Source organism: Ideonella flava (assembly GCF_051857595.1).
Lineage (GTDB): Bacteria > Pseudomonadota > Gammaproteobacteria > Burkholderiales > Burkholderiaceae_C > Ideonella.
Genome location: NZ_JBPZHD010000012.1, coordinates 125,918 through 149,366, shown reverse-complemented (window position 1 = coordinate 149,366; position 23,449 = coordinate 125,918). Strand labels below are relative to the sequence as shown.

The window sequence follows — 23,449 nt, the reverse complement described above, 5'->3', positions numbered from 1 at the left end:
CGAGGCGAGCGCCGATGCTCCTGGCACAGGCTGCAGCTTCACGGTGGAGCTGACGAGCGGCCTGCAGAACCTGAAAGGAAACATCATGCGAAGCCTTTCCCAGCCGCTTCTTCCAGGCGTCATCCTGGGCGCCGGCCTCATGCTGTCGACGGTCGTCGCGCACGCCGCCATGGGCTACGAAGTCACCCCGGCGCAGGAGCGCCAGGTTCATGAAGGCATGACCACCTCGGAGGTCCGCCAGACGCTCGGCCATGCCGAGCGCTCGATCCACTATCTCCACGATCCGGGCGCGACCTGGACTTACCAGGTGACCCGCGGGCCGGGGGCCAACCAGACCCTCTTCGACGTCAAGTTCAACGCCGACGGCACGGTCGCCTCGGCCACGGAGCGTTTCGCCGAAGCCGACTGACGATTCGCCAGGCGGCATGCGCCAGGTGGCCGGGCCGGGGCACCACGTCCTCAAGTCCGACGGAGCAGGGCCGATGACGCCGCATGAACCTGCGTCGATCACTCCTCGCCCTGGCCTTGTGCTGCTTCGCCTGCCAGGCGCCGGCGTCGGTCCCCGACCGGGTGCTGGAAGTGGAGCGCGAACTTTCCGACGACCCGGCGCGGGCCCTGAAGCAGTCCGAGGCGCAGTTCCCGGCCGCGATCGATGAGCGCGCCCGCCTGGACGTGCTGGTGCGGCTGGTCGGGGCGGCGGGCACGCTGGAGCAACTCGACGACCTGGCCAGGCACCTGCCCCAGGCCCAGCGCCTGGCCGACGCCCTCGGCGCGCAGGAAGCCTGGTGCGTCATCGCCGCCGAAGCGCCGGCCTGGCGCACCCGCGAAGCCGGGTTCGAAACCGCGCTGGCGGAGGCCGACGCAGCCCGCGAGCGCGCCCGCTCGCTCAAGCTCGACTGGTGCCTCGCGCGCCTGGAGCATGCACGGGGTCGCCTGCTGGTGAACGAGGGCCGGCTGGCCGACGGCGCGTCGGCCCTTTTGGCGGCACTGCGCCATTACGAGTCAGCTCCGGGGGAGGACCTGCGGGCCGCCGCCGCCTACAGCGAGCTGGCCTGGCTGGCCCATCGCGAAGGCGGCGAGGCCAGCGAGCGCCTGGCGATCGAGCGCGGCAGGTCGGCCCTCTCCCACCTGCCCACGCCGGCCCCCCGCCAACTGGCGGCGACGGTCCATCACAACCTGGCCGGCGCGCTCATGGCGGTCGGCGACTACCCGGCCGCGAGGACCGAGCTCGAACAAGCCCTGGCGCTGGCGCGGGAGATCGGCGACGACATCGGCAGCGGCTACATCGGCCGGCTGCTTGCCCGCCTGGAGCTGCGCGAGCGGCATCCCAAGGCAGCCCTGGACTGGCTGGCGACGGCGCAGCCCATCTTCGAGCGCGCCGGGCTGGTCGAGATGCAGCACGTGGTCGCCACGCTGCGGGCGGAGGCCTTGCTGCAGCAGGGCCGGTACCAGGACGCTGCCGACGTGCTCGCCGCGGCCGAATCGTTGCGCAAGAAGGTCGACGGGGCGCAGTACGACATCGACCACTGGCAACTCGCCCTGAAGGCTCATGCGCGGCTCGGCCATGCCCAGGCGACCGCGGACGCGGCCGATGCCCTGGTGCAGGCGCTGAGCCGGCGGGAGAACGAGTCGCGGCAACGCTTGCTGGCCGAGACCAACGCCCGCTTCCAGGTCGAACGGCGCGATGCCGAGAACCGCCTCCTGCGCGAATTGCAGCAAGGCGCCGTGGCGCGCCAGTTCTGGCTCGTCGTCTCGCTGAGCCTGCTTTCGCTGCTGCTGGCCGGGCTGCTGTGGCATGCCTTGCAGCAGCGCAGGGTGAGGCAGCGGCTCAAGACACTTGCCGAGGTGGACGAGCTCACGCAGCTGCCGAACCGACGCGCCGTCGTGGCTTGCCTCAAGCAGGAGTCGGACGCCGCTCGCCAGGCGGGCAGCCGGCTCGCCGTCGCCTTGTGCGACATCGACCACTTCAAGCGCGTCAACGACCGGTTCGGGCACGACGTGGGCGACGAGGCGCTGCGCTGCTTCGCCCGCGTGGGACGCCAGGTGATCCGCCGGGGCGACCTGCTGGGGCGTTTCGGTGGCGAGGAGTTCCTGCTCGTCCTCCCGGGGGCCACGCCGGCGGCCGCCCAGCTGCTGTTCGATCGGCTGCTGGGCGCCCTGCGCGCGACGCAGGTCACGGGCCTGCCCGAGGGCGAGACGCTGAGCTTCAGCATGGGCGTGGCGGCGTGGCGGGCGGACGTGTCCGAGGAGCAGCTTCTGCGCGAGGCCGACGAAGCCCTCTATCGGGCCAAGGCCCGCGGGCGGGCGCGGATGGAAGCGGCGTCCGAGGCGGGTGGCCGACCGGTCGAAGCCCCGGGCCCTGCGAGCGGAGAGCCGGGATCTGACACCGGACGGGAGCGCCTGGCCGAGGTGCCGTAGGCGCGCGATCGCGCTTCAGGGACGGGGCGCGAGTCCGGCCCCCGGGGTGACGCTGCCATCGGCCTGTGGCACCAGGATGGGGGCCACGGCCACCTTCGCGACGCCGTCCTCGTGTCCTATGCCCAGCTGGCGGGCCGTCGCGGGCGAGACATCCAGGATGCGACCCGGGACGTACGGCCCGCGGTCCTGGATGGTCACCACCGCCTTCTGCCCGTTCTCCAGGTTGGTGACCAGGGCTGTCGTGCCGAGCGGCAGCGTCTTGCTCGCCGCGTTGTCGTCGTTCGGGTCCATCCTCGTGCCGTCGGCCATGCGCTTGCCGGTGAAGGAGCGGGCGTAGAAGGATGCCTTGCCGACTCTGGCGCGGCCCGAGCGGTCGAGCTTGTGAGGCGCGGGCTGGGAGGCGGCGGCGCGGGGTGACGAGGCCGCGGCTGGCGGCTGAGGGGGCGCCGCGTTGACCAGGCCGGACAAGCCCAGCAGGAGCATCGCGAGAACATGACGGTGATTCATTCCCCCAGCCTAGTCGGCACGGGGACCGTGCGACATCGGACGCCGCCGCCTTGAGTTGTCAGCCATCGCCGCAAGGCTGCAGCACGCAGAACCGCGCGACAAGCCCTGTGCTTCAATCCGCCTGCCGCCACGCTGGAGACCTGATTCATGCTCGCCTGGTTCATCCAATGGACAACGCAACTCAACCAGACCGACCATGTCGCCTTTGCCGCCGTCACCGTGCTGACGATGGCGACCATAGGCGTGGGCATCGCCGTGGTGGCTGAAGTGCTCCTCAAGCGGCTTTCCGCCGGCAAACCCGGTGCGCCCCAACCCCACCACCCGCCGGGTCACTGAGGAGCCTTCATGTTCGACTGGGTGGTCTATCTGCCGATCTCGGGCACCGAGGTCAATGGTTTCGCGCTGATCCTGCTGGGCTTCACCGTCGGCGTCATCGGCGGCTTCTTCGGCGTGGGCGGCGCCTTCATGGTCACGCCGGCGCTCAACGTCTTCGGCTTCCCGATGGCGTATGCCATCGGCACCGACATGGCGCACATCGCCGGCAAGTCGATCGTCTCCACGTTCAAGCACCGCAGGTTCGGCAACGTCGACATGAAGCTCGCGCTGCTGATGATCATCGGCACCGTGGTCGGCATCGAACTCGGCGCCACGCTCATCCTGTGGCTGGAGAAGATCGGCCGCATCGGGCCGATCGTGCGGGTGACCTACATGTGCCTGCTGTTCGGGCTGGGCGCCTACATGCTGTACGAGTACATGACCGCCACGCGCCGCGCCGTCAAGCCGGCGGCGGACGATACCCATGCCGATGCGGGCAAGTCGAAGCTGGCGCTCTGGATGCAGGGCATCAAGCTGCGGCCGGTGGTTTATCTCAAGGTCTCGGGTTTCCGCATCTCGGTCTGGGTGATCATCGGGATGGGGCTGTTCACCGGCTTCCTGGCCGGCTTCCTCGGGGTCGGCGGGGGCTTCATCCGCATGCCGGCGCTGATGTACATCATCGGCGCGCCGACCAAGGTGGCGGTGGGCACCGACCTGTTCGAGGTGATGGTCACCGGTGCCTACGGTGCGTTCAGCTACGCGCTGAAGGGGCGCGTCGAGCTGCTGGCGGCGATGATCATGCTGATCGGCGCCGCGATGGGCGCGCAGCTGGGCGCGACGGCCACGCTCTACGCGCGCGGCACCATCATCCGCCTGTACTTCGCCATCACCATGGTCGCCGGCGGTGTGTCGGTCGTCTTCAAGCACTTTGCCGAAGGCCACAAGGACACCTACCGTGCTGCGCTGAACGAGTGGGCACGCACCACCTCGGGCACCGCCGACCGGATCGAGCTGGGCCTCTGGCTGCAGAACAACAAGGCGGCGGTGAAGTCGTGGTTCGCCGGTCAACCGGAGGTCCTGCAGCAGGCCCTGGCGGCGGAGAAGATGTGGTCGACGTATTCCGGCTTCCTGATGCTCGGCTCGGCCTGTTGCCTGAGCGCGGTGATCGTCTTCTGGCTGGTGCGCGGAGTCTTGCGCGAGCGTGCCGAAGCGACATCGGCGCAAGCCGCGGCCCCTGTGGGCCAGATGCAGCCACAGGTCGCGCAGGTCCCGCAGGTCCCGCAGGTGGCGCTGGCGGGGCAGGCGAACAGCGGACTCATGATCGTCGCCAGCGGTACGCCGACCGACCTGCCCGCCGTGCGCATGGGAGGGCAGATCGCGGCGGGCCTGAAGCAGCCTGCGACCTTGCTGGTCTGCCAGGAAGCCAGCATGAGCGAATCGACGGTGCAGGAGAGCCGCCAGACCCTCGAACGCCTGGGCTTGCCGCCCACGGTGGTTTTCACGGCGGGCAAGCCCGACGAAGAGGTGCTGCGGCGTTCCGCCGGCTCGCACCTGTTGGTGATCGGCGCTCGTCCGCTGACCTCGCTCGATCCGACGTGGCACCTCGGCGACGCCGCCACCCGGATGGTGCGACACATGACCACGTCCACGCTGGTGGTGCGCGGACGCGAGCAGGTGCGCAGGATCCTGCTCAGCACCGACCTGCCCGCCAGCCCGCCGACGGTGAAGATGGCACAGGAGGTGGCCTTGGCCACGGGGGCGAGCGTCGAGGTGCTCTACACCGTGCCCCTGCCCACCATGTACAGGGCCGGAAAGCCTTCGAAAGCGACGGATGTGGCCGAGGATGCGCAGCGCCTGGGCGTCAAGCCCGACCAGTTCGACCAGCTCCTGGCGATCCGTGCCAGCCTGTCCGACGCCGGCGTTTCGCAGGCGACGATCAAGCTGCGCCAGGGCATCGTCGAGGAAGAGATCCTCAAGGAGTCGGTCGAAGGCGATTTCGACCTGATCGTGCTCAAGGAGGGCTACTTGAGAACGCCGTTCGGCCTGCTGCTCGGACGCTTGTCGACCAATCTCGCGACCCGGTCGCCGCAGGCCTCGGTGCTGATCGTCAAGCGTTGATGACTGCTGGCGGCAGGCTGCTCAAGTGATGGGCTGCCCGGTGCAGGTGCGCCATGAAGTGCCGCACCGCGGGCTTGAGCGCTGCATCGCTGCGCGCCAGGGCGCCGAGGGTCAGCTTCAACGGACCCTCGGCCACCGGCACGATGTCGAGGTGGCGCGTCGCGAAGGGATGCACGGCGATCTGGTACGGCAAGAGCCCGACGCAGTTGCCGCTGCTGATGATGGACAACAGGCCTAGGGTGGAGTTGACGAGGGCGCCGGCAGGTGGCGGCTTCATGCCGTGCCGTTCGTACAGCGTCTTCGCGTAGCCTGAATCGGGCGTCGCGCCGGTGTAGACCCACCGGGCGTTGGCCAGGTCGGCCAGGCGGCGCGCCTGGCCCAGGGGGTTGCCCTTGCGCACCACGATCACCATGGCGATGGGCATGAGGGTCTCGACGGCGAATTCGCCCGGCGGCAGTTGCTCGGGCAAAGGGCCGAGCGCGATGTCGACCTCGCCCTTGCGCAGCCGCGTGAGCTGGGCGATGTAGAGCTCCTCGATGATGCGCAGCTGGATCTCGGGGAACTCGCCGCCGAAGGTGCGCAAGGTCTCGGGCACCAGCAGCATCACGGCCAGCGGCACCGCGCCTATGGTGAGCGAGCCCGTCATGCGGCCGCCCAGCTGCTGGATCTGCTCCACCGCTTGGGCGAGCTCGCGGTCGGCTGCGATGGCGCGCTCGTACAGCACCATGCCTTGCGCCGTGGCGAGCACGCCGGTGGTGGAGCGCAGCAGCAGCGTCGTCGACAACTCGCGCTCCAGCTCCCGAATCAGCTTGGTCAGGGCCGGTTGCGAGACCCCCAGCCGGCGCGCGGCCGAACGCAGGCTGCCTTCCTCGATGGCTGCGACCAGCGCGCGCAGGCTCGTGAGCTTCATGGGAGGCATGTTAACGAGGCGTTCCCGCTGACCTGTCCCTCTTCAGGCTTGGCTTGCCGGAATGAGGCGTGCGGGGGCTGAGCCCGTTGGAGCCAGCGATATGCCAACGGCCCTTCGACAAGCTCAGGGTGAACGGAAAGGGTGAACGCCGGCTCCACCCCATCCCGTTCGGGCTGAGCCTGTCGAAGCCGGCGATTGCCACCGGCCTATCGACAAGCCCAGGATGATCGGATCCTTCGACAAGCTCAGGGTGAACGGAGAAGATGACGCTCGGCTGACCCCCACCCCCGTTCGGGCTGAGCTTGTCGAAGCCAGCGATGTGTCACCGGCCCTTTTCGACAAGTTCAGGGTGAACGGAGAGGGTGAACGCCAGCTCCACCCCATCCCGTTTGGGCTGAGCCTGTCGAAGCCAGCGATGTGCCACTGGCCTTTTCGACAAGCTCAGGGTGAACGGAGAGGGTGAACGCTGGCTCCATCCCCATCCCGTTCGGGCTGAGCCTGTCGAAGCCAGCGATGTGCCACCGGCCTGTCGATAAGCCCAGGCCCTTCGACAAGCTCAGGGTGAACGGAGAAGATGACGCCCGGCTGACCCCCACCCCCGTTCGGGCTGAGCTTGTCGAAGCCAGCGATGTGTCACCGGCCTTTTCGACAAGTTCAGGGTGAACGGAGAGGGTGAACGCCAGCTCCACCCCAACCCGTTCGGGCTGAGCCTGTCGAAGCCAGCGATTGCCACCGGCCTATCGACAAGCCCAGGATGATCTGGCCCTTCGACAAGCTCAGGGTGAACGGAGAAGATGACGCCCGGCTGACCCCCACCCCCGTTCGGGCTGAGCTTGTCGAAGCCAGGGATGTGTCACCGGCCCTTTTCGACAAGCTCAGGGTGAACGGAGAGGGCGAACGCCGGCTCCACCCCCACCCCCGTTCGGGCTGAGCCTGTCGAAGCCAGCGATGTGCTCGCCCCCCTCGAAGGCAAAGACCGGTCAAGTCTCCAGACTGAACTGCAGCAGTTGCTCGCGCACCGCGCCCGGCTCGCAGTGCATCAAGACATCGATCATCGACAGGTTCGGCACGAAGCACTCGCGGCCCTGTTCGTAGGGATGAGCCTCGCTCGCCAGGAAGCGCAGCTCGATGCCGGCCGCCGCAAAGGCAGCGGGCTCGTAGAGCTCGCGGCCACCCGCGGCATTCACGTACATCGTGGCGCCTTCGCGTTCGCACAACGCGAGGATGCGCTGCTGAGCACGAAGCTCCGCCGGCAACGCATGCCGCGACGCGAGCGACCAGTCGCGTTGCAGGCCGAGGTACTCGAACACCCTCATGAACGCCAGCGCGTTCTTGCGCGCCACGTTCTCGTCCGGGTCCTGGGCCACCGCTTCGACCAGCGGATAGACCGCATCGAACATCGGCGCGCGGCGGTACAGCTGGCGCAGCGTGGCGAGCCAGGGCTTCCATTCGCCGGCATATACGTGCTGGCCGATGGCGCGGTTCTGGCTCGCGTCCTTCACCGGGATGGTGAAGGGCTGCGGCCCGTCGGGCCCCAGCAAGGCATTGCGATGGATGTAGCCCTTCTTGATGAAGGCCACGTCGTCGAAGAAGACGAACGCATCCACCGCCTGGGCCAGCTGGAAGGTGCCCAGGTAGGGGAAGAAGTAGGGCTGCATCACGGCCACGCGCCGCGGCGTGCGCCCGGTGGCCGTGGGGCTCATCTCGTCAGATCGAGGCCGCCTCGGACGGCGCCACCTCGTCCGCCGGGATGTCTTCGCCCCAGAAGTCGTCGGACTCGATGCCGCCGAAGTCGGCCCGCATCGTGCGCGCCAGCGTGCGCTCGCGCAGCGTGGTGGGGATCTTGCGCAGGCTGAGCTTCATGAAGGCGGCCTGTTCCTTGGCGCAGGGCTTGAGCTGGAGGTCCAGCCACTTGAATTCGGCGATCTCGAAGCGGTGGTCGAACCAGCCGAGGTACCAGAACCAGTCGGTGTAGTAGAGCCACGAGTTCTCGTTGAGCGCGCGCAGGTGGGTCGGGTCCTGCCAGGCGGTGGGGGAGTGCTCGTAGGGCACTTCGATCATGAACTGGCCGCCTTCCTTCAGGAGCGCCAGCACGTTGGTCATCAGCAGCGGCAGGTCGGGCACGTGCTCCAGCACGTTGTTGGCGTAGACCAGCTCCAGCGAGCCGGCCTCCAGCCGGACATGGCCACCACGGCAGGTCGGTGCGTCCAGAGGCAGGGGCACCGGCTGGCCGAGGTCCAGCACCAGGTCGGGCTCGGCGCGCTCCAGGATGTCGATGTTGAGCCAGCCCGGCTTGTAGTCCTTGCCCGAGCCCAGGTTGACGCGCGCGGGGCGCCACGGTTCGGTGCCGCGGGTCTTGCCGTGGGCCTGGTGGAAGCCGGCGGCGAAGGCCAGCAGGTCGGCGTAGGCCTCGATCGGGTCGTATCGTGTGAAAGCCGCCAGCTTGCCGCGCGCGGCGTCGAAGAAGGCCGGGGTGTTGAACTGCTGGCGGAAGAAGGCGGCCGGGTCCTTGGTGTCGAGCCAGAAGACGGCGTCCTCGAAGGCCGGGCCGGGGCGGGTGCGCTCCGTGCGCTCCGAGATCACCGGCGTGCCCAGCGAAAGGCATTGGAAGGCGCGCGCCTGCTCGAAGCGGCTGGTCTCGTAGAAGTGGCAGTTGACGACGGCCTTGGCCTGGCGGATGAAGGCGTCGCGCTCGGCGCCATAGACGGGGCTGTCGAAGGCCGAGACGCTGAAGCCGGCGGCCTCGACCTGGTCCAGGAAGGCGCGACGCCGCGGGTTCATGCTGCCGAAGAAGAGCAGGTCGATCGGGCGGCTCTCCAGCGGCGCCGAGGTCTCGCCCTGCAGGTACGGCGCATGGGCAAAAGGCACCAGCGGGATGTCGGCCGCGTCGCCGGCCGGATCGAGGTAGGCCGGGATGTTGTCGGCGTCGTAGTCGCACACCGCATTGCGGCGCAGCAGGTTCAGGTAGTCCGCACTCACCTTGGCGCCGCCGTGGCCCAGCTGCTCCAGGTTCACGAACACGCAGGCATGCCGTCGCGTCCATTCGGCGGGGAAGCCGAGGTGGGCGCCGAACACGAAGTTCACCGCATCCTCGCGCAGCCGGTTCTTCGAGATCGTGACCGTCGCGCCCATGCGGCGGAACTGGTAGCGGAAGTAGCGCGCCTGGTCCAGGAAACCCAGCGAATGCACATAGCCCGCGGGCTGCATGATGGCGATGTGGACGGGCGGCAGGTTCATGGCGGCGTGGGTCAAGCACCGGCCAAATGCCGGTGCTTGCCACTCTAGTCACGTTGCCCGCGCACCATGGCAGGAAAAGGACCGGGATGCAGGTGCAGCTTCGCACTTTCGCCGCGAGCCCCGTCTAGACTGGCACGATGGCGCAGGCGGGCGGCTCGATGGATGGGATGTCTGCACGCGTTCGGCACTGGACCCCCTCGGACGAATCCTTTCCCATCCATGCGAGATCGACTTTCCTACGCCTGCATCGGGCTCGTGCTGGGGCTTCTGGTGGCGACCCTGCTGTGGTGGCTGCATGGCTCTGGCCTGCATGTCCGGGTGCGTCCGGTGGGCACGTGGCGCTCGGAGCTCCTGCCTTGGCTCAAGTTCGGCGGTGGCGGTGGCGCCGTCGCCGGCTTCATCCTGAAGGAGCGCATCGGCGACCTGATGGGCGGTGCGATCCAGGGAGCCTACGACGTCGAGACGTCCGGAAGACGCGAGTGCGATGTTCCGCGCTGGCTGGTCTTCATCGTCCTGGCGTGCGCCGTCCTGTCGGTCTGGTATTTCGTGAAGCGCTAGTGTCCTTCGATGCCTCGGGAGTCGCTCGATCATGTGCCGCAACATCAAGACCCTGTTCAATTTCGACCCACCCGCGACCGAGCTCGAAATCCGGGATGCCTCGCTGCAGTTCGTGCGCAAGCTCAGCGGCTTCAACGTGCCGTCCAGGGCCAACGAAGAGGCCTTCGATCGCGCGGTGGAAGAAGTCGCGGCAGCGGCCAGGAGCCTGATCAAGTCGCTCGTCACGTCGGCCGAGCCGCGCAACCGCGAGGTGGAGGCTGAAAAGGCGAAGGCGCGGTCGGCTTTGCGCTTCGGTGGCCCCCAGTGAACCGGGCACGTCGGCCTGCGCGTCGAACGATCTGCGCAATGCGCCGCTGGTGGCGCCTGTGGCTGCCGGCCTCGGCGCTCGCCCTGCAGGCCTGCGTCTTCGTCCCCCGCACCACCGAGGTCTATGACTTCGACTGCCGGATGGTCTCGAGGCAGATGGAGCTGCAGCCGGTCGAGATCGGCGGCTTCGGCCGCTGCCGGGACCGCGATTGCGCGGTCATCCTGGTCGCGGCCGGCGCCACGGCCGCCGCGAGCGCCATCGTCTCGGGCAGCATCGTCGTGGCCGGGAACGTCGTCTACTGGTTCGAGAAGCAGGGGCGCTGTCAGCGCGAAAGTTAGCGCTCCGGGCCGAGCCGCTTCAGCATCCGCTCGGGCAGGCGTCGTTTCACGAAGAGATCGCTCACCTCGGCCACGCTGAGGTAGCGGCCGGCCTGGCCGGGCTTGCCCATCACCTGGAGCAGGATCGGCCATTCGCCATCCATCAGCTTCCTGTCGATCAGGCGCCGGCGTCCGGCCGCGCGTTCGAAGTTGGCGTTCATCATCCGCTCGAGATCGTCGCGATCCAGTCCCCGCTCTGTCCGGCCGCCGGCATCGAGCTTGTCGCCGGCGAACTCGTCGAGGCGATCCAGCTGGGCCTGATCGATCTTCGCCTGCTGATCGAGGATGCCCGAGCCTGCGCCTTTCTTGTCCAGGGGACCGCCTCGGAGCTCATCGAGCCGCAGGCCGCCCAGGCCGTTGCGGGCCAGTTGCAAGGGACCGAGGCCGTTGGCGATCAGCGCGATGGCCCGGATCGCGCTTGCAGGCAAGTCCGGCTCGCCCTCGCCCGCCCTCGCGACGCCCACGATGGTCTTCGTCACCTCCGCGATGGAAGCCTGGTGGTCCGGCAACAGGCCTTGGGCGACCAGGGCCCTGAGGAACGGGCACGGGTTGTTCGCAGAGACCTCGCTGGGCGCCTGGGGTGTTTTCGGCATTCGGCCTCCGCCTGTGTGAATGACCGGCATCGTAGCCAGCTTCGTCCGCTACCTGGAATGGGGCTCGCGCCTGGCCGTCCTTCATTCTTCGCCCGGTGCCCAGGTGGATCCCGATGCGCCCATGCCGCGCCGGGGCTGGGGAGAAGTGAAGGGGCCGTTTCGCGGCGGCCGACGCCTGCCGTTGCCGTGCCTCGAATGAAAGCGGGCCATCGAATCGATGGCCCGCCGGGGTGATCAGTGCTCGATGATCAGCGCTTGGTCGTGCGCTTGCGGTCAGGCAGCGCGGCATCCGTCGGCCAGCCGCACGTCGGGATCAGGATCGTGCGGAATGCGGCCTTCTCGGGCGCTGCCTGGGGTTTGGCTTCGGGTGGGCGCCCGGTCTTGCGGGGAGCGGCGCGCTTGGTGGCGATGGGGGCGGAGGCAGCGGGAGTGTTCAAGTCGTTATGTCGCAAGCGTAGAAGGGGCGGGATTTTAAGGGTATGCCCCGACACGGCTGTACAGCGGGCTCTCGGGTGCCCGCACGGGGCGCTGATCCTCAGGCCGGCAGGTGCTCTGGAGGCAGGCCGTTGGCCGCCCGCTCGAACATCCGCACCAGCAGCGCCTCGTAGTCGCGAACGTAGGCATCGCTGTCGAACAAGGGCAGCGACATCCGCTGCGACTCAAGGTGCTCCTTCAGCCCCGAAAGCGTCGCCGGCTCGTTGGCGAGAGCCGCGGCGATCGCGACATAGCTGGCTTCGTCCGGTGCGGCGAGGTCGGGCAGCCCGCAGGCCGAGACCAGGCTCGCCGCCACGCGCGAGGCGAAGGTGGCGCCAGGCACGGTGAGCACCGGCACGCCGGCCCACAGCGCTTCGCTGGCGGTGGTGTGGGCGTTGCAGGGCCAGGTGTCGAGGAAGAGATCCGCCGCGCGCAGCCGCGCGATGTGGTGCGCCAGGTTCTGCTTCGGCGCCCAGAAGACCCGCTCCGGGCCGATGCCGCGGGCCTGCAGCTCGCGCGTCAGGTTGGCCTGGGCGTGCGGGTTCCAGGCCAGCATCCACAGCACGGCCTTGGGGGCCTGCTTCAGGATCCGAGCCCACAGGTCCAGCATGTGGGGCGAGAACTTGTACACCTGGTTGAAGCAGCACAGGACGACCGCGTCCTCGGGCAGGCCGAGCTTGGCGCGCGGGGGCGCCGGTGGCAGGGCGCGATGGCGGTCATTGGGCTGGTAGCTGTGCGGCAGCTGGGCGATGCGTTCGCTGTAGTGGGCCGCATGGGCCAGCGGCGTGACGACCGGGTCGCCGATCATGTAGTCGATGAAGTCGGCGCCGGTGGTGGCCGGGTAGCCGAGGTAGGCGGCCTGCACCCGCGCCGGCCGGTAGGCCAGCAGCTCGAAGCGGCTGCCCCGGGTGTGGCCCTTCAGGTCGATCGCGATGTCGATGTCGTCGGCGCGAATGCGGCGCGCGACTTCGGCGTTCGACCAGTGGTTCACGTCGACGAAATGCTCGCAGGCCGCCCGCACCCGCTGGCCGATGGCGCTGCCGTCGTCCGGGCTGTGCGAGTAGAGGAAGACCTCGAAGCGGCTGCTGTCGCGCCGCTCCAGCAGCTCGGTCATCAGCACCGAGGTGGCGTGCTGGTGGAAGTCGCAGGACAGGTAGCCGATGCGGATCGGGCCGGGCTTGCGCCTGGGCGGCGCGGGCAGCGGCTTGATGCCCGAGGTGAGTCCCTTGACCCGCAGGCTGCCGATGCGGCGCTGCTGCGCCGGCGTGGCGTCCACCGCCAGCAGGGCGAAGGGCGACAGCAGCTGGCCGGTGGAGTCGTCGGTGGCATCCAGCGCCGCGAGCAGCTGCGAAGTGTCCTGGTCGACCAGCGACCAGTCGCAGGTCTGCCGGCCCTCGAAGACCAGCAGCGAAAGCGCCAGCGCGCGGATCTGCCCGTCATCCAGCGAGACGGCGGTGCGGAAGCACTCGGTCGCCTCCCTGGTCATGGCCAGGTCCTTGAAGGTCAGGCCGAGGCGGTAGTGGACGATGGCGGCGTCGATCTTCAGCGACAGCGCCTGGAAGAACACGCCCACCGCGTCCTGCAGCCGCTTGCACTGGAACAGCGCGTTGCCATGGGCGTTGTGGAAGTCGAAGTCGCGCGGTGCCTCCGGCGGATAGGCATCGAACACGGCCGCGGCCTCTTCGAAGCGGTTCTCCTGCCCCAGGTACTCCACCAGCACCCGGCAGGCCAGCGGGCTGGCCGGATCGAGCCTCACGGCCTCGCGCGCCGCCTCGATGGCCGGGCCGCTGTGGCCGGCGCGGGCGTGGGCCCGGGCCAGGTTCAGGCGCATCAGCGCGTCCTGCGGGGCCAGGCGCGTGGCGCGCTCGAACTCGGCCACGGCGGCCGTCCATTGGCTGGCCTGCAGGGCCTTGAGGCCGGCCTGGCGGTGTTGTTCGGCGCGGTGGCGGTCGTTCTTCATGTCAGGTAAGTGCGGGAGCCAGCAGAGGGCGGTAGGGCTCGGCCAGCGCGGGTTGCCCGAGCTGCTCGTAGAGCATCACCAAGTTGGCGGCGGCGAGGTGGCTGCCGCGGCCGGCGACGGCGCCTTCGAGCTCCGGCCGCTCGCCCAGTGCCAGGCAGCGCTGCCAGGCGCTTTCGATCAGCGGCAGCAGCTCGCCGGCGCGCTGCGGCTCGTCGGCCGCCCAGTCCAGCAGCAGGTCGCCGAGGGCAAAGAAGAAGTCGGGCGATTCGCCCCAGCGGGACAGCTCGAGCTCGGCGCGCTGCAGGCCCTCGGCATGTCGGCCGCAACGCTTGAGCGCATGCAGGCGCCGCACGGCAAGGTCGTGGCACCAGGTGGTGACCCGGCCGTTCAACAGGGCTTCGGCATGGGCGAAGCACGCGAGCGCCTCGGCATAGCGCTCGTAGACGTCGTGGTCCTTGCCGAGCTGGTAATGCAGATAGGCCTCGTGCGGCGCGGCCTGCACCGCGGCCTCGAGCAGGGCACGGTTGCGCCCGGCCTTGGCGGCGCGCTGGGGGCCGAGGTAGCCGTCGTGCCCGAAGCGGACCTGCATCCGCTGAACGGGCAGCGTGTGCTGCGGTTGCTCATGCACCCGTCCCTCATACCGCACCGTGCCCGGCAGCACGCGGCTGATCCAGCTGCTGGTGTGCGTGGCGTGCGGCGAAGCATCGTCATCGCTGTCCACCCGCACGCTGCCCACGAAAGACGGTGACTGGCGGCGCAGGGCCGCGATGGCCTCGCCGCCGTCGGCCAGCCACTCGTCGGCATCGGCGATCACGTGCCAGTCTGCACCGGCGATCTCCAGCGCGGCGTTGCGGGCCGCTGCGAAATCGTCGATCCATGAAAAGTGACACACCCGTGCGCCTGCGCGCCTCGCGCGCGAGACGGTGTCGTCGCCTGAACCGGTGTCGAGCACCACGCACTCGTCGACGAAGGGGGCAAAGCTCGCCAGGGCACGCTCGATTCGCGGCGCCTCGTCGCGGGCGATCATCACCAGCGCCACGCGGTAGGCGGCGGGCGGGGCTATGGGGGGGGCGATGGCGGACATCGCACGAACTTTAGGGTTGGGTCCGGCCGGTGAAGCGCCGATAAGACGGGGGCGCCACGCCCAAAACGTGTGCTGCCGCGGCCGCGTCGGGGCGACGCCGCCGCCCCGGCCGGATACACGCCAAAACCGATCCAACGAACAGCGCCGAAAAAAAGGCTCAAGTCAGGCGATCGAGGATCCGAAAACCAGTCTACGGCCCCACCCACTTTCGATCGGGGGCGCAACCGCAGGACCCGGGTGGGTCTGTCTTACACCCCGTGAAGGAGCTTCCAGATGGCATCCGTTATCAACACCAACGTCGCGTCGCTGACAGCCCAGCGCAACCTGACGAACTCGCAGTCGGCCCTGTCCACCTCGATGCAGCGCCTGTCCTCGGGCCTGCGCATCAACTCGGCCAAGGACGACGCGGCCGGCCTGGCGATCGCCGAGCGCATGAACGCCCAGGTGCGTGGCATGAACGTCGCGATCCGCAACGCCAACGACGGCATCTCGATGTCGCAGACGGCCGAAGGCGCGCTGAGCAAGGTCGGCGATGCCCTGCAACGCATGCGTGAACTGGCCGTCCAGTCCCGCAACGCGACGAACTCCAGCTCCGACAAGGATTCGCTGAACAAGGAATTCTCCCAGCTGCAGAGCGAAATCAGCCGCGTGCTGGGCGGCACCAGCTTCAACGGCAAGAAGATCCTGGGCGCGGACGCCACCGCGATGACCTTCCAGATCGGCGCCAACACGACGACCGACGACGAAGTCTCGATCACGACCGAGAACATGACCGTCAACACCGACATCACCGCGGTGACGGGCAGCACGACGGTGATCGACGCCTCGGCCACCTCGGGCGACATCGCGACCGTGATCGACAACATCGACACCGCGATCGACACGATCAACGACCAGCGCGCCACCTTCGGTGCCAGCCAGGGCCGCTTCGACGCGATCATCTCGAACCTGCAGTCCTCGGTGGAGGCGCAGAGTGCGGCCCGCAGCCGGATCATGGACACCGACTTCGCCGCGGAAACCGCCAACCTGAGCCGGGCGCAGATCCTGCAGCAGGCGGGCACGGCGATGGTCGCCCAGGCCAACCAGCTGCCGCAGAACGTCCTGTCTCTTCTTCGATGACGGCGGGGCGGCCGCCGAAGATGTAGCCGCCTGACTTCACTGCGTTCCAAGACCTGCTGGCACCTTCCGGGGTGCCGCAGGCATGAGGCAAGAAGAAAGTTCTCAAGGTTTCCCTACGCAGTTCCGATACACCAGCCACCAGGGGACGCATCACGCGGAACCTGCGGTCCGGTGAGACGACCGAGGGCCAGGCGGTACCCGCATTCCAGGGACGCCCGACCGGAGGAGCCCCGGCATTTGCGTGCAACGTGACGCCGGTGCTTTAACCGGAACTAAACGGCAACCTTGAAGGAGTTTCGACATGCCCCAGACCATCAACACCAACATCTCTTCGCTCAACGCCCAGCGCAACCTGAACTCGTCCCAGGCCTCGCTGGCGGTGTCGATGCAGCGCCTGTCCTCGGGCCTGCGCATCAACTCGGCCAAGGACGACGCGGCCGGCCTGGCCATCGCCGAGCGCATGAATGCCCAGGTGCGTGGCATGAACGTCGCGGTGCGCAACGCCAACGACGGCATCTCGATGTCGCAGACGGCCGAAGGCGCCCTGAGCAAGGTCGGCGACGCCCTGCAGCGCATGCGTGAGCTGGCGGTGCAGGCGCGCAACGCCACCAACTCCAGCTCCGACAAGGACTCGCTGAACAAGGAGTTCTCCGAGCTGCAGAGCGAAATCAGCCGCGTGCTGGGCGGCACGAGCTTCAACGGCAAGAAGATCCTGGGCTCGGACGCCACGGCGATGACCTTCCAGATCGGCGCCAACACGACGAGCGACGACACGATCACCATGACCACCGAGGACATGACGGCCAACACCGACATCACCGCGGTGACGGTCTCGACCGCGGTCATCGACGCCTCGGCCACCTCGGGCGACATCGCCACCGTGATCGACAACATCGACACCGCGATCGACACCATCAACGACCAGCGGGCGACCTTCGGTGCCACGCAGGGCCGCTTCGACGCGATCATCGCCAACCTGCAGCAGTCGGTGGAGGCGCAGAGTGCCGCGCGCAGCCGGATCATGGACACCGACTTCGCGGCGGAGACGGCCAACATGAGCCGGGCGCAGATCCTGCAGCAAGCGGGCACGGCGATGGTCGCCCAGGCCAACCAGCTGCCGCAGGGCGTGCTGAGCCTGCTGCGCTGACGCCGGTTCCGCCTGCCTCGAAAGCCCCCGGTCGCCCGCCGGGGGCTTTTTCATTGATGAGGCGGAAATTGGGGGTTTGACCGGGTTCATTTCGGCGCTTTGGCGAAGGCCCGGGCTCTTCAGAATTCGTCCAACGCTTCCACAGACCTGGGGGCGTTGCCCGACAGGTTACTGAAGAGGTGCCCCCATGCCGCAGACCATCAACACCAACATCGCGTCGCTCAATGCCCAGCGCAACCTGAACGCTTCGCAGAGCTCGCTGACCACCGCGATGCAGCGTCTGTCGTCCGGCATGCGGGTCAACTCCGCCAAGGACGATGCGGCCGGCCTGGCGATCGCCGAGCGCATGAACGCCCAGGTACGCGGCATGAACGTCGCGATCCGCAACGCCAACGACGGCATCTCGCTGGCCCAGACGGCCGAAGGCGCGCTGTCCAAGGTGGGCGATGCCCTGCAGCGGATGCGCGAACTGGCCATCCAGGCCCGCAACTGGACCAACTCCAGCTCGGACAAGGATTCGCTGAACAAGGAATTCTCCGAACTGCAAAGTGAAATCACCCGCGTGCTGGGCGGCACCACCTTCAACGGCAAGGCCATCCTGGGCGCGGATGCGACGACGATGGACTTCCAGATCGGCGCGAACACCTCGACCGACGACCTGATCAGCATCGCCACCAGCAACATGACCACCGCCACCGACATCGCGGCGGTGACCGTGAGCACGGCGGTGATCGACGCCAGCGCCTCGGTTGGTGCGATCGGCACGATCATCGACGGCATCGATCTCGCGCTGGACCTGGTGAACAACACCCGCGCCACTTTCGGCGCCACCCAGAGCCGCTTCGACGCCATCATCTCCAACCTGCAGCAGTCGGTGGAGAACCAGTCCGCCGCCCGCAGCCGGATCATGGACGCCGACTTCGCCGCGGAGACCGCCGCCATGAGCCGCGGTCAGATCCTGCAGCAGGCCGGCACGGCGATGGTCGCCCAGGCCAACCAGCTGCCGCAGCAGGTGCTGCGATTGCTCCAGGGCTAGTCATGGGACACCCGGCGCCGGGGGACCGGCGCCACCCTCCGCGAGGGTGCGCGGCCGCCGGGGAGCGGCCCGGCGCCGGCCGCGAGGAATGTCAGTTTTGATGCGCGCCGCAGGCGCCCGAGGGATGCACCGATAGCGCCCCGGGATCTTGCGGCGCGTTTTCATTGGCCTGGAAGAAGAACCGGCCTCAAGTTTCCGCCGCCGCCTGCCGAAAAGGCGGATAGCGAAGAAAGGACTCCTGCGTGACGACCATCAGCTCTCTCGGTGTCGGCAGCGGCATCGACGCCGAATCGATCATCTCCGCCCTGATGTCGGCCGAGAGCAGGCCGCTGAACCTGCTCAAGACCGAGGCCGGCGACATCTCGTCCAAGATCTCGATCTGGGGCAACGTCTCGAGCTACGTCTCGACCTTGCAGGACGCCGTGCGCACGCTCTCCTCGGTCAGCATCTGGAACGGCATGAAGGCCTCGTCGTCGAACGACAGCGCGGTCGGCGTGGCCTCCGACAGCGCCGCCACCCCGGGTTCGCACACGGTCAACGTCACTGCGCTGGCCGCCGGGCAGAACCTGGCCAGCGCGGCCTTCTCGGGCAGCGACGCCACCCTGAGCGCCGGCAGCCTCACGATCCAGCTGGGCACGTGGTCCGGCTCGAGCTTCACGGCGAAGTCGGGCTCCAACCCCGTGAGCGTCACCGTGGACGCCGACGACACGCTGGCCGACATCCGGGACAAGATCAACAGCGCCGGCGCCGGCGTGAGCGCCTCCATCGTGACCGACGCCGGCGGCGCACGGCTGGTGATGCGCTCGGATGACACCGGAGCCGAGAACGGCTTCATGGTGACCGCCACCGAAGACAGCGACGACGGCAACGCGGCCACCGGCCTGTCCGCGCTCGGCTACACCACCAATGACGGCAGCTCGCCGATGACTGCGCCGCAGGCCGCCCGCAACGCGGCGCTCACGGTCGACGGCATCCCGATCAGCTCCGCCAGCAACACCGTGACCGGCGCCCTCGACGGCGTGACGCTCAGCCTGAAGGCGGTCACGACCTCAGCCGCGACGGTGGAGGTCTCGACCGATACCGCCGAGATCTCGACGGCGATCGACTCTTTCGTGAGCTCGTTCAACACCCTCATGGGCTACCTGAAGGCGCAGACGAAGTACGACGAGGCCGCCAAGAAGGGCGCTCCGCTGCAGGGCGATGCGGCGGCCGTCGGCATGATCTCGCAGCTGCGCGGCGTGATGAACACCGACTTCACCGGCAGCAGCGTCTATTCGAGGCTGTCCGACATCGGCATCACCATGAACAAGGACGGCACGCTGGCCAAGTCGACCAGCGGCATCGAGGACGCGTTGGGCAACCTCGGCGAACTGAAGAAGCTCTTCGCCGACGATGGCACCGGCACGACCGAGTCCACCGGCATCATGCAGCGCTTCTACAACTGGACCAACGAGGTGCTGGGCTCGGACGGTTCGCTCGAATCCAAGACCGACGGGCTGCAATCCACGCTCGAGCGCAACGAAGATCGCCAGGACTCCATGCAGACCCGGCTCGACCAGATGGAAAAGCGCCTGCGCGCCCAGTACGAGGCACTGGACACGCAGATGGCCGCTCTGCAGGGCACCAGCAGCTACGTGACGCAGATGATCAATTCGCTGTCCTGACGGGCGGCGTCGCCGCGCGAGCGCGGCCGACGGACAGAGCAAGGGGCGTGCGCCGCAGGTGCACGCCCCTTTTGCTTTGGGGGCGGGAAGGGCAGCGGGAACTGGAGGGGAAAGTGGGCGGGCTTAGGGCCTCAGTCCATCCTCAAGATTGCGCTTGCAGGTTCCGATATGTAAACCAGACGCCAACGCATTGCATACCCAGCCGATGTTCTACGCCCAGACCTCCAGCCCCTTCGGCCGCTCCGGCGGCATGGCCAACGCCTACCGCCAGGTCGGTGTCGAGACGAGCGTGCATTCCGCTTCGCCGCACCGGCTCATCGCCATGCTGTTCGATGGCTACATGGACGCGCTGACGGCCGCTCGCGGCGCCATGCGCCAAGGCCAGATCGAGGCGAAGGGCAAGGCCATCACCCGAGCCGCCCGCATCGTCGACGAAGGCCTGAAGGCCAGCCTGAACGTGAGCGAAGGCGGTCAGCTGGCCGAGGACCTGCGCTCGCTGTACGAATACCTGAGCCTGCGCCTGACGCAAGCCAACATCCGCAACGACGAGTCGATCCTCGACGAGTGCGTCAACCTGGTCGAGCCGCTGCGCGCCGCCTGGCGCGAGATCGGCGACAAGGTCGCCGCGAACTGAGAAGACCATCCGTCCCTTCCGCCCCAACGCTGTCATCGTTGAAGAACTCCCCATGAGCCACACGCTGCTGAACTACTACGAAGCCATCGAACGCGCCAGCGCGGACATGCTGGACGCGGCGCGAAACGGCCAATGGGACGAGGTGGTCAAGCTCGAGGGCGCCTGCGCCGTGCTGATTTCACAACTCAAGCACGCGGCGAAGGAGAAGAATCTCCAGGCCGAGGAATCCAAGCTCAAATCGCGGATCATGCAGCGCATCCTGCTCAACGACGCCGAGATCCGCCACCTGGCCGAGCCCTGGCTGGAGGACCTCGACAACATGCTGGCGGGCCGGTCTAAGACGCTGCACTGAGCAGACCCGCCCCTGACCCGATGTACTCCGACACCCGACCTGCTTCGCTGGACGCCCTGGGCTCTCCCGAGGCGCTGGACGCCTTCCGCGTCGACGATGCGGCCGAGGTGAAGTCGCTGCTGAAGTCGCTGATGGACCGCAGCGTGACGGTCAATCTCAACGGCTCCGACGGTTCGTCCTACGCCACCACGCTGTGGACGATAGACACGGCGCATGCCAAGCTCGCGTTCACGGCCGACCTGATGGCCCCGGCGGTGCACCGCCTGGTCGAGGCAGACGAAGCGGTGGCCGTGGGCTACCTGGACCAGATCAAGCTGCAGTTCGAGGTCAACGACCGCATGCTGGTGCACGGGCACCAGCACTGCGTGTTGCAGGCGGCCCTGCCGCGCGAACTCTTTCGCTTCCAGCGCCGCAACGGCTACCGCGTCCGCACCCTGGAACGCAGTTCCCCGACCGCGCGCCTGCGCCACCCGGCCATCCCCGAGATGATGCTGGAGCTGCGCGTGATCGACGTGAGCGTTGGCGGCTGCGCCTTGTTCATGCCGTCGGACGTGCCCATGGTGGAGCCCGGCGTGCAGATCAACGACTGCACCCTGGAGCTCGACGCCGGCACCCTGCTGCGCTGCTCCCTCACGGTGCATCACGTCACCTCCATCCAGCCCGATTCACGCGGCGTGCGCCTCGGCTGCGAGCTGCTGAACCTCGATCCCGAGGCGGTGCGCTCCCTGCAGCGCTACATCGATGTGACGCAGAAGCGCCGGCGAATGATGTCGCTGGATTGAGCACGGTGGCGGTCCAGCTGCCGGCGCACCGCCGCGATCCCAAATTCCTCGAGACCTTGCATGCGTTCCTTGATCCTTGTCGTGTCCGCCGTCCTGGCGACCCTGCTCACGGCCTGCACGGCCAGTGGCCCGATCTATAGCCAGGCTGCGGCCCCGGTCGGGGACCAGGCACTCGTCTACCTGTACCGGGTCCGCACGCCGTTCGGCGCCTGGGTGCCCATGAAGGTCGAGGTCAACGGCAAGGAGATCGGCATCCTGGCCAACGACTCCTACACCACGGTCTACGTACCGGCCGGAGACGTGAGTCTTTCCGCCACCCGCTGGCAGGACTTCCACTACCCCGACTCGAAGCGCGTGTCCGTTTCGGGCCGCGTGGCGGGAGGCGAAACCTACTACCTGCGTATTTCGCAGAGCAGCAGCGGCAGCATGATCACGACCAACCTGGAGCGAGTCTCCGCCGTGGTCGGCGAATCCGAGTTGAAGGTGCTCAAGCGCGCCGAGCCGGTCAAATGAGATCTCGCGACGGGTCACTCGACGGTGTGCCCGGCCAGGAGCCGAGCCACCCATACGAGGGCGCTCGCTGACCGCGCAAGCGCGTCACATGCTGCGGTTCAGGTGCGGCATGCCCTGGCCGCCGAACTCGATGCCCAGGAAGCCGCAAAGTTGCTGCATGGCCTCGGGGTCGGAAAGGTTCAGCACCAGCAACTGACCGGGCCGGAAGCGGAAGTACTCCGTGACGTTGTAGGCATGGACCGCGTAGTGGCGCATGTAGATATCGGGGTCGTACAGGTGCTCGTCGTCGACGCCGTAGACGGCGCACTGGGCGCGGTACAGCCAGCCGGGGCTGAGGTAGTTGAGCTTCTTCAGGTCGGCGGCGCCGGGGCGGCGCTCGCCCGTCTTCATCAGCTGCGAATGGAAGCGCACGAGGGAGTCGTACCACTGCTCGGGGCTGTCGCGCAGGGTCAGGATGAACTTCGAGCCCGGGAAGGCCTCGTCCAGCGCCTGGTAGGTGTACGGCAGGGAGTAAGGGATGTCCTGGCCGGCGTCGGCCCCGCGGGCCAGCTCGACGATGCGGCGGAAGTCACGCCGGATCCAGTCGTCCAGCAGCCTCTCGCCCTGGTTCTGCACGCTGAAGCGGTAGCCCAGCGAGCCTAGCGCCTGCTCGATGGAGGTGGTGCCGGTCTTGTTGCGTCCGACGCAGAAGACCTTTCCCGTGTGCTTTGCCATATCAGTCCTGCTCCCTCAAGTGGCATCAACGATTGCACGCCAACCAGAACCCAGGGCGTGCGCGTATCCGGCTCTGCCGGTCCGCTGCGCGAGCCCCCTCGGGGGGCAGCCCCCTGGCAGGGGGGCGTGGGGGCCCTACACCTGCATGTTCATGACGTCCGTATACGCCTGGACGAAGCGATTTCGAACCGTCAAGGCCGCCTGGAACCCGATCTGCGACTTCTGCATCGCGATCATGGTGTCCTCCAGGCTGACGTTCGGGTTGCCCAGCTGGAACTCCTGCTGCAGCTTCTCGGCATGCAGCTGCTGCTGGCTCACCGCCTTCAGTGCGTCGGTCATGGCGTTGGAGAAGCTCGCCTTGTCCACGCTCTCGGTGCCGCGCGTCTTGGCCAGCGGCAGGCCATCGCGCGTCAGGCCGGCGCGGGCGACGGCTTGCGAGAAATCGAACGGCTTGAGTTTCATGTCCATGGCGGGTCCCTTTCGCACGCCGCCGTGACGACGGTCTGACGACGAGCTTGCTGGGACCGAATGCTAAGCACGGGGCTCGGCCACGATGGTCGGAACTGAAGGGCGTTTTTCAGCCTTCTCCCGCCTTGGCGCGAAGGGTCCTTGCCGAACAATGGGCCTGTC

General features: G+C 68.0%; 25 protein-coding genes. 15 read left to right on the top strand and 10 right to left on the bottom strand.

Going from position 1 to position 23,449, the window contains the following annotated elements; translation table 11 throughout:
* The first annotated feature begins 85 nt into the window (after positions 1 to 85).
* Both bamE and ACS5PM_RS25085 read left to right on the top strand, forming a co-directional pair.
* A complete protein-coding gene (gene bamE / locus ACS5PM_RS25090) occupies positions 86 to 409 on the top strand; it encodes an outer membrane protein assembly factor BamE domain-containing protein (RefSeq protein ID WP_439390518.1) in 324 nt (107 codons plus the stop codon).
* Positions 410 to 492: 83 nt separating this feature from the next.
* Positions 493 to 2,418, top strand: a complete 1,926-nt coding sequence (locus ACS5PM_RS25085) for a GGDEF domain-containing protein (RefSeq protein ID WP_439390517.1) — start codon at positions 493 to 495, stop codon at positions 2,416 to 2,418.
* Positions 2,419 to 2,433: 15 nt separating this feature from the next.
* On the opposite strand, the gene ACS5PM_RS25080 is transcribed toward ACS5PM_RS25085, so the two are convergent.
* Positions 2,434 to 2,925 (bottom strand): septal ring lytic transglycosylase RlpA family protein, encoded by a 492-nt coding sequence (locus ACS5PM_RS25080; protein ID WP_439390516.1) that lies wholly within the window; start codon positions 2,923 to 2,925, stop codon positions 2,434 to 2,436.
* A 147-nt stretch (positions 2,926 to 3,072) separates the two neighbouring features.
* On the opposite strand from ACS5PM_RS25080, the gene ACS5PM_RS25075 reads away from it, so the two are divergent.
* Together ACS5PM_RS25075 and ACS5PM_RS25070 are read left to right on the top strand one after the other, a co-directional pair.
* Positions 3,073 to 3,261 carry a hypothetical protein gene (locus tag ACS5PM_RS25075; protein ID WP_439390514.1) on the top strand — a complete coding sequence of 63 codons (189 nt, stop codon included), beginning with the start codon at positions 3,073 to 3,075 and terminating at the stop codon, positions 3,259 to 3,261.
* A gap of 9 nt (positions 3,262 to 3,270) precedes the next feature.
* Positions 3,271 to 5,358, top strand: coding sequence for a TSUP family transporter (locus ACS5PM_RS25070; protein ID WP_439390513.1), 2,088 nt, complete (start codon positions 3,271 to 3,273; stop codon positions 5,356 to 5,358).
* Here ACS5PM_RS25070 and ACS5PM_RS25065 read toward each other — a convergent pair.
* The 3 genes from ACS5PM_RS25065 to ACS5PM_RS25055 form a co-directional block, all read right to left on the bottom strand.
* Positions 5,348 to 6,268, bottom strand: coding sequence for a LysR family transcriptional regulator (locus ACS5PM_RS25065; RefSeq protein ID WP_439390511.1), 921 nt, complete (start codon positions 6,266 to 6,268; stop codon positions 5,348 to 5,350). The genes ACS5PM_RS25070 and ACS5PM_RS25065 overlap by 11 nt on opposite strands.
* Positions 6,269 to 7,248: 980 nt before the next feature.
* Positions 7,249 to 7,971 carry a WbqC family protein gene (locus ACS5PM_RS25060; protein ID WP_439390509.1) on the bottom strand — a complete coding sequence of 241 codons (723 nt, stop codon included), beginning with the start codon at positions 7,969 to 7,971 and terminating at the stop codon, positions 7,249 to 7,251.
* A gap of 4 nt (positions 7,972 to 7,975) precedes the next feature.
* Entirely contained in the window at positions 7,976 to 9,505 is a 1,530-nt protein-coding gene (locus ACS5PM_RS25055) for a methyltransferase domain-containing protein (protein WP_439390507.1), read from the bottom strand.
* Between the two features lie 219 nt (positions 9,506 to 9,724).
* Between ACS5PM_RS25055 and ACS5PM_RS25050 the strand changes: the two genes are divergently transcribed.
* Genes ACS5PM_RS25050 through ACS5PM_RS25040 form a run of 3 tightly spaced genes read left to right on the top strand, consistent with a single transcriptional unit; the run spans position 9,725 to position 10,708 of the window.
* Positions 9,725 to 10,063 carry a hypothetical protein gene (locus tag ACS5PM_RS25050; protein ID WP_439390505.1) on the top strand — a complete coding sequence of 113 codons (339 nt, stop codon included), beginning with the start codon at positions 9,725 to 9,727 and terminating at the stop codon, positions 10,061 to 10,063.
* 31 nt (positions 10,064 to 10,094) lie between these two features.
* Positions 10,095 to 10,370: a DUF2277 domain-containing protein gene (locus ACS5PM_RS25045; protein ID WP_439390503.1), complete on the top strand. Its 276-nt coding sequence runs from the start codon at positions 10,095 to 10,097 to the stop codon at positions 10,368 to 10,370.
* Between the two features lie 38 nt (positions 10,371 to 10,408).
* The gene (locus tag ACS5PM_RS25040) at positions 10,409 to 10,708 is read left to right on the top strand and encodes a hypothetical protein (protein ID WP_439390502.1); all 300 of its coding nucleotides are present in this window, start codon (positions 10,409 to 10,411) and stop codon (positions 10,706 to 10,708) included.
* On the opposite strand, the gene ACS5PM_RS25035 is transcribed toward ACS5PM_RS25040, so the two are convergent.
* The 4 genes from ACS5PM_RS25035 to ACS5PM_RS25020 form a co-directional block, all read right to left on the bottom strand.
* Positions 10,705 to 11,340 carry a hypothetical protein gene (locus ACS5PM_RS25035; protein WP_439390501.1) on the bottom strand — a complete coding sequence of 212 codons (636 nt, stop codon included), beginning with the start codon at positions 11,338 to 11,340 and terminating at the stop codon, positions 10,705 to 10,707. The two genes, ACS5PM_RS25040 and ACS5PM_RS25035, sit on opposite strands and share 4 nt — an antisense overlap.
* Before the next feature lie 248 nt (positions 11,341 to 11,588).
* Entirely contained in the window at positions 11,589 to 11,777 is a 189-nt protein-coding gene (locus ACS5PM_RS25030) for a hypothetical protein (RefSeq protein WP_439390499.1), read from the bottom strand.
* Positions 11,778 to 11,875: 98 nt separating this feature from the next.
* On the bottom strand, positions 11,876 to 13,774 hold the full coding sequence (locus tag ACS5PM_RS25025; protein ID WP_439390497.1) for an O-linked N-acetylglucosamine transferase, SPINDLY family protein: 1,899 nt from the start codon (positions 13,772 to 13,774) through the stop codon (positions 11,876 to 11,878).
* Position 13,775: 1 nt separating this feature from the next.
* Entirely contained in the window at positions 13,776 to 14,858 is a 1,083-nt protein-coding gene (locus tag ACS5PM_RS25020) for a glycosyltransferase family 2 protein (protein WP_439390496.1), read from the bottom strand.
* A 273-nt stretch (positions 14,859 to 15,131) separates the two neighbouring features.
* Between ACS5PM_RS25020 and ACS5PM_RS25015 the strand changes: the two genes are divergently transcribed.
* From ACS5PM_RS25015 to ACS5PM_RS24980, 8 genes are all read left to right on the top strand, one after another.
* The gene (locus ACS5PM_RS25015) at positions 15,132 to 15,977 is read left to right on the top strand and encodes a flagellin domain-containing protein (RefSeq protein WP_439390495.1); all 846 of its coding nucleotides are present in this window, start codon (positions 15,132 to 15,134) and stop codon (positions 15,975 to 15,977) included.
* Between the two features lie 301 nt (positions 15,978 to 16,278).
* Positions 16,279 to 17,124 (top strand): flagellin N-terminal helical domain-containing protein, encoded by an 846-nt coding sequence (locus ACS5PM_RS25010; protein WP_439390493.1) that lies wholly within the window; start codon positions 16,279 to 16,281, stop codon positions 17,122 to 17,124.
* 187 nt (positions 17,125 to 17,311) lie between these two features.
* Complete coding sequence (locus tag ACS5PM_RS25005) at positions 17,312 to 18,160, top strand: flagellin domain-containing protein (protein WP_439390491.1); 849 nt, start codon at positions 17,312 to 17,314, stop codon at positions 18,158 to 18,160.
* Between the two features lie 242 nt (positions 18,161 to 18,402).
* A complete protein-coding gene (fliD, locus tag ACS5PM_RS25000; RefSeq protein ID WP_439390490.1) occupies positions 18,403 to 19,824 on the top strand; it encodes a flagellar filament capping protein FliD in 1,422 nt (473 codons plus the stop codon).
* A gap of 205 nt (positions 19,825 to 20,029) precedes the next feature.
* Positions 20,030 to 20,458, top strand: a complete 429-nt coding sequence (gene fliS, locus ACS5PM_RS24995; RefSeq protein WP_439390489.1) for a flagellar export chaperone FliS — start codon at positions 20,030 to 20,032, stop codon at positions 20,456 to 20,458.
* 52 nt (positions 20,459 to 20,510) lie between these two features.
* Entirely contained in the window at positions 20,511 to 20,810 is a 300-nt protein-coding gene (locus ACS5PM_RS24990; protein WP_439390488.1) for a flagellar protein FliT, read from the top strand.
* Between the two features lie 20 nt (positions 20,811 to 20,830).
* Positions 20,831 to 21,592, top strand: a complete 762-nt coding sequence (locus ACS5PM_RS24985; protein WP_439390487.1) for a flagellar brake protein — start codon at positions 20,831 to 20,833, stop codon at positions 21,590 to 21,592.
* A gap of 60 nt (positions 21,593 to 21,652) precedes the next feature.
* Positions 21,653 to 22,105: a DUF2846 domain-containing protein gene (locus ACS5PM_RS24980; RefSeq protein ID WP_439390486.1), complete on the top strand. Its 453-nt coding sequence runs from the start codon at positions 21,653 to 21,655 to the stop codon at positions 22,103 to 22,105.
* Between the two features lie 84 nt (positions 22,106 to 22,189).
* Here the strand turns inward: ACS5PM_RS24980 and ACS5PM_RS24975 are convergent, their stop codons facing one another.
* Entirely contained in the window at positions 22,190 to 22,819 is a 630-nt protein-coding gene (locus ACS5PM_RS24975; RefSeq protein ID WP_439390484.1) for a sulfotransferase, read from the bottom strand.
* Between the two features lie 135 nt (positions 22,820 to 22,954).
* Entirely contained in the window at positions 22,955 to 23,287 is a 333-nt protein-coding gene (gene fliE, locus ACS5PM_RS24970) for a flagellar hook-basal body complex protein FliE (protein WP_439390482.1), read from the bottom strand.
* Positions 23,288 to 23,449 lie beyond the last annotated feature (162 nt).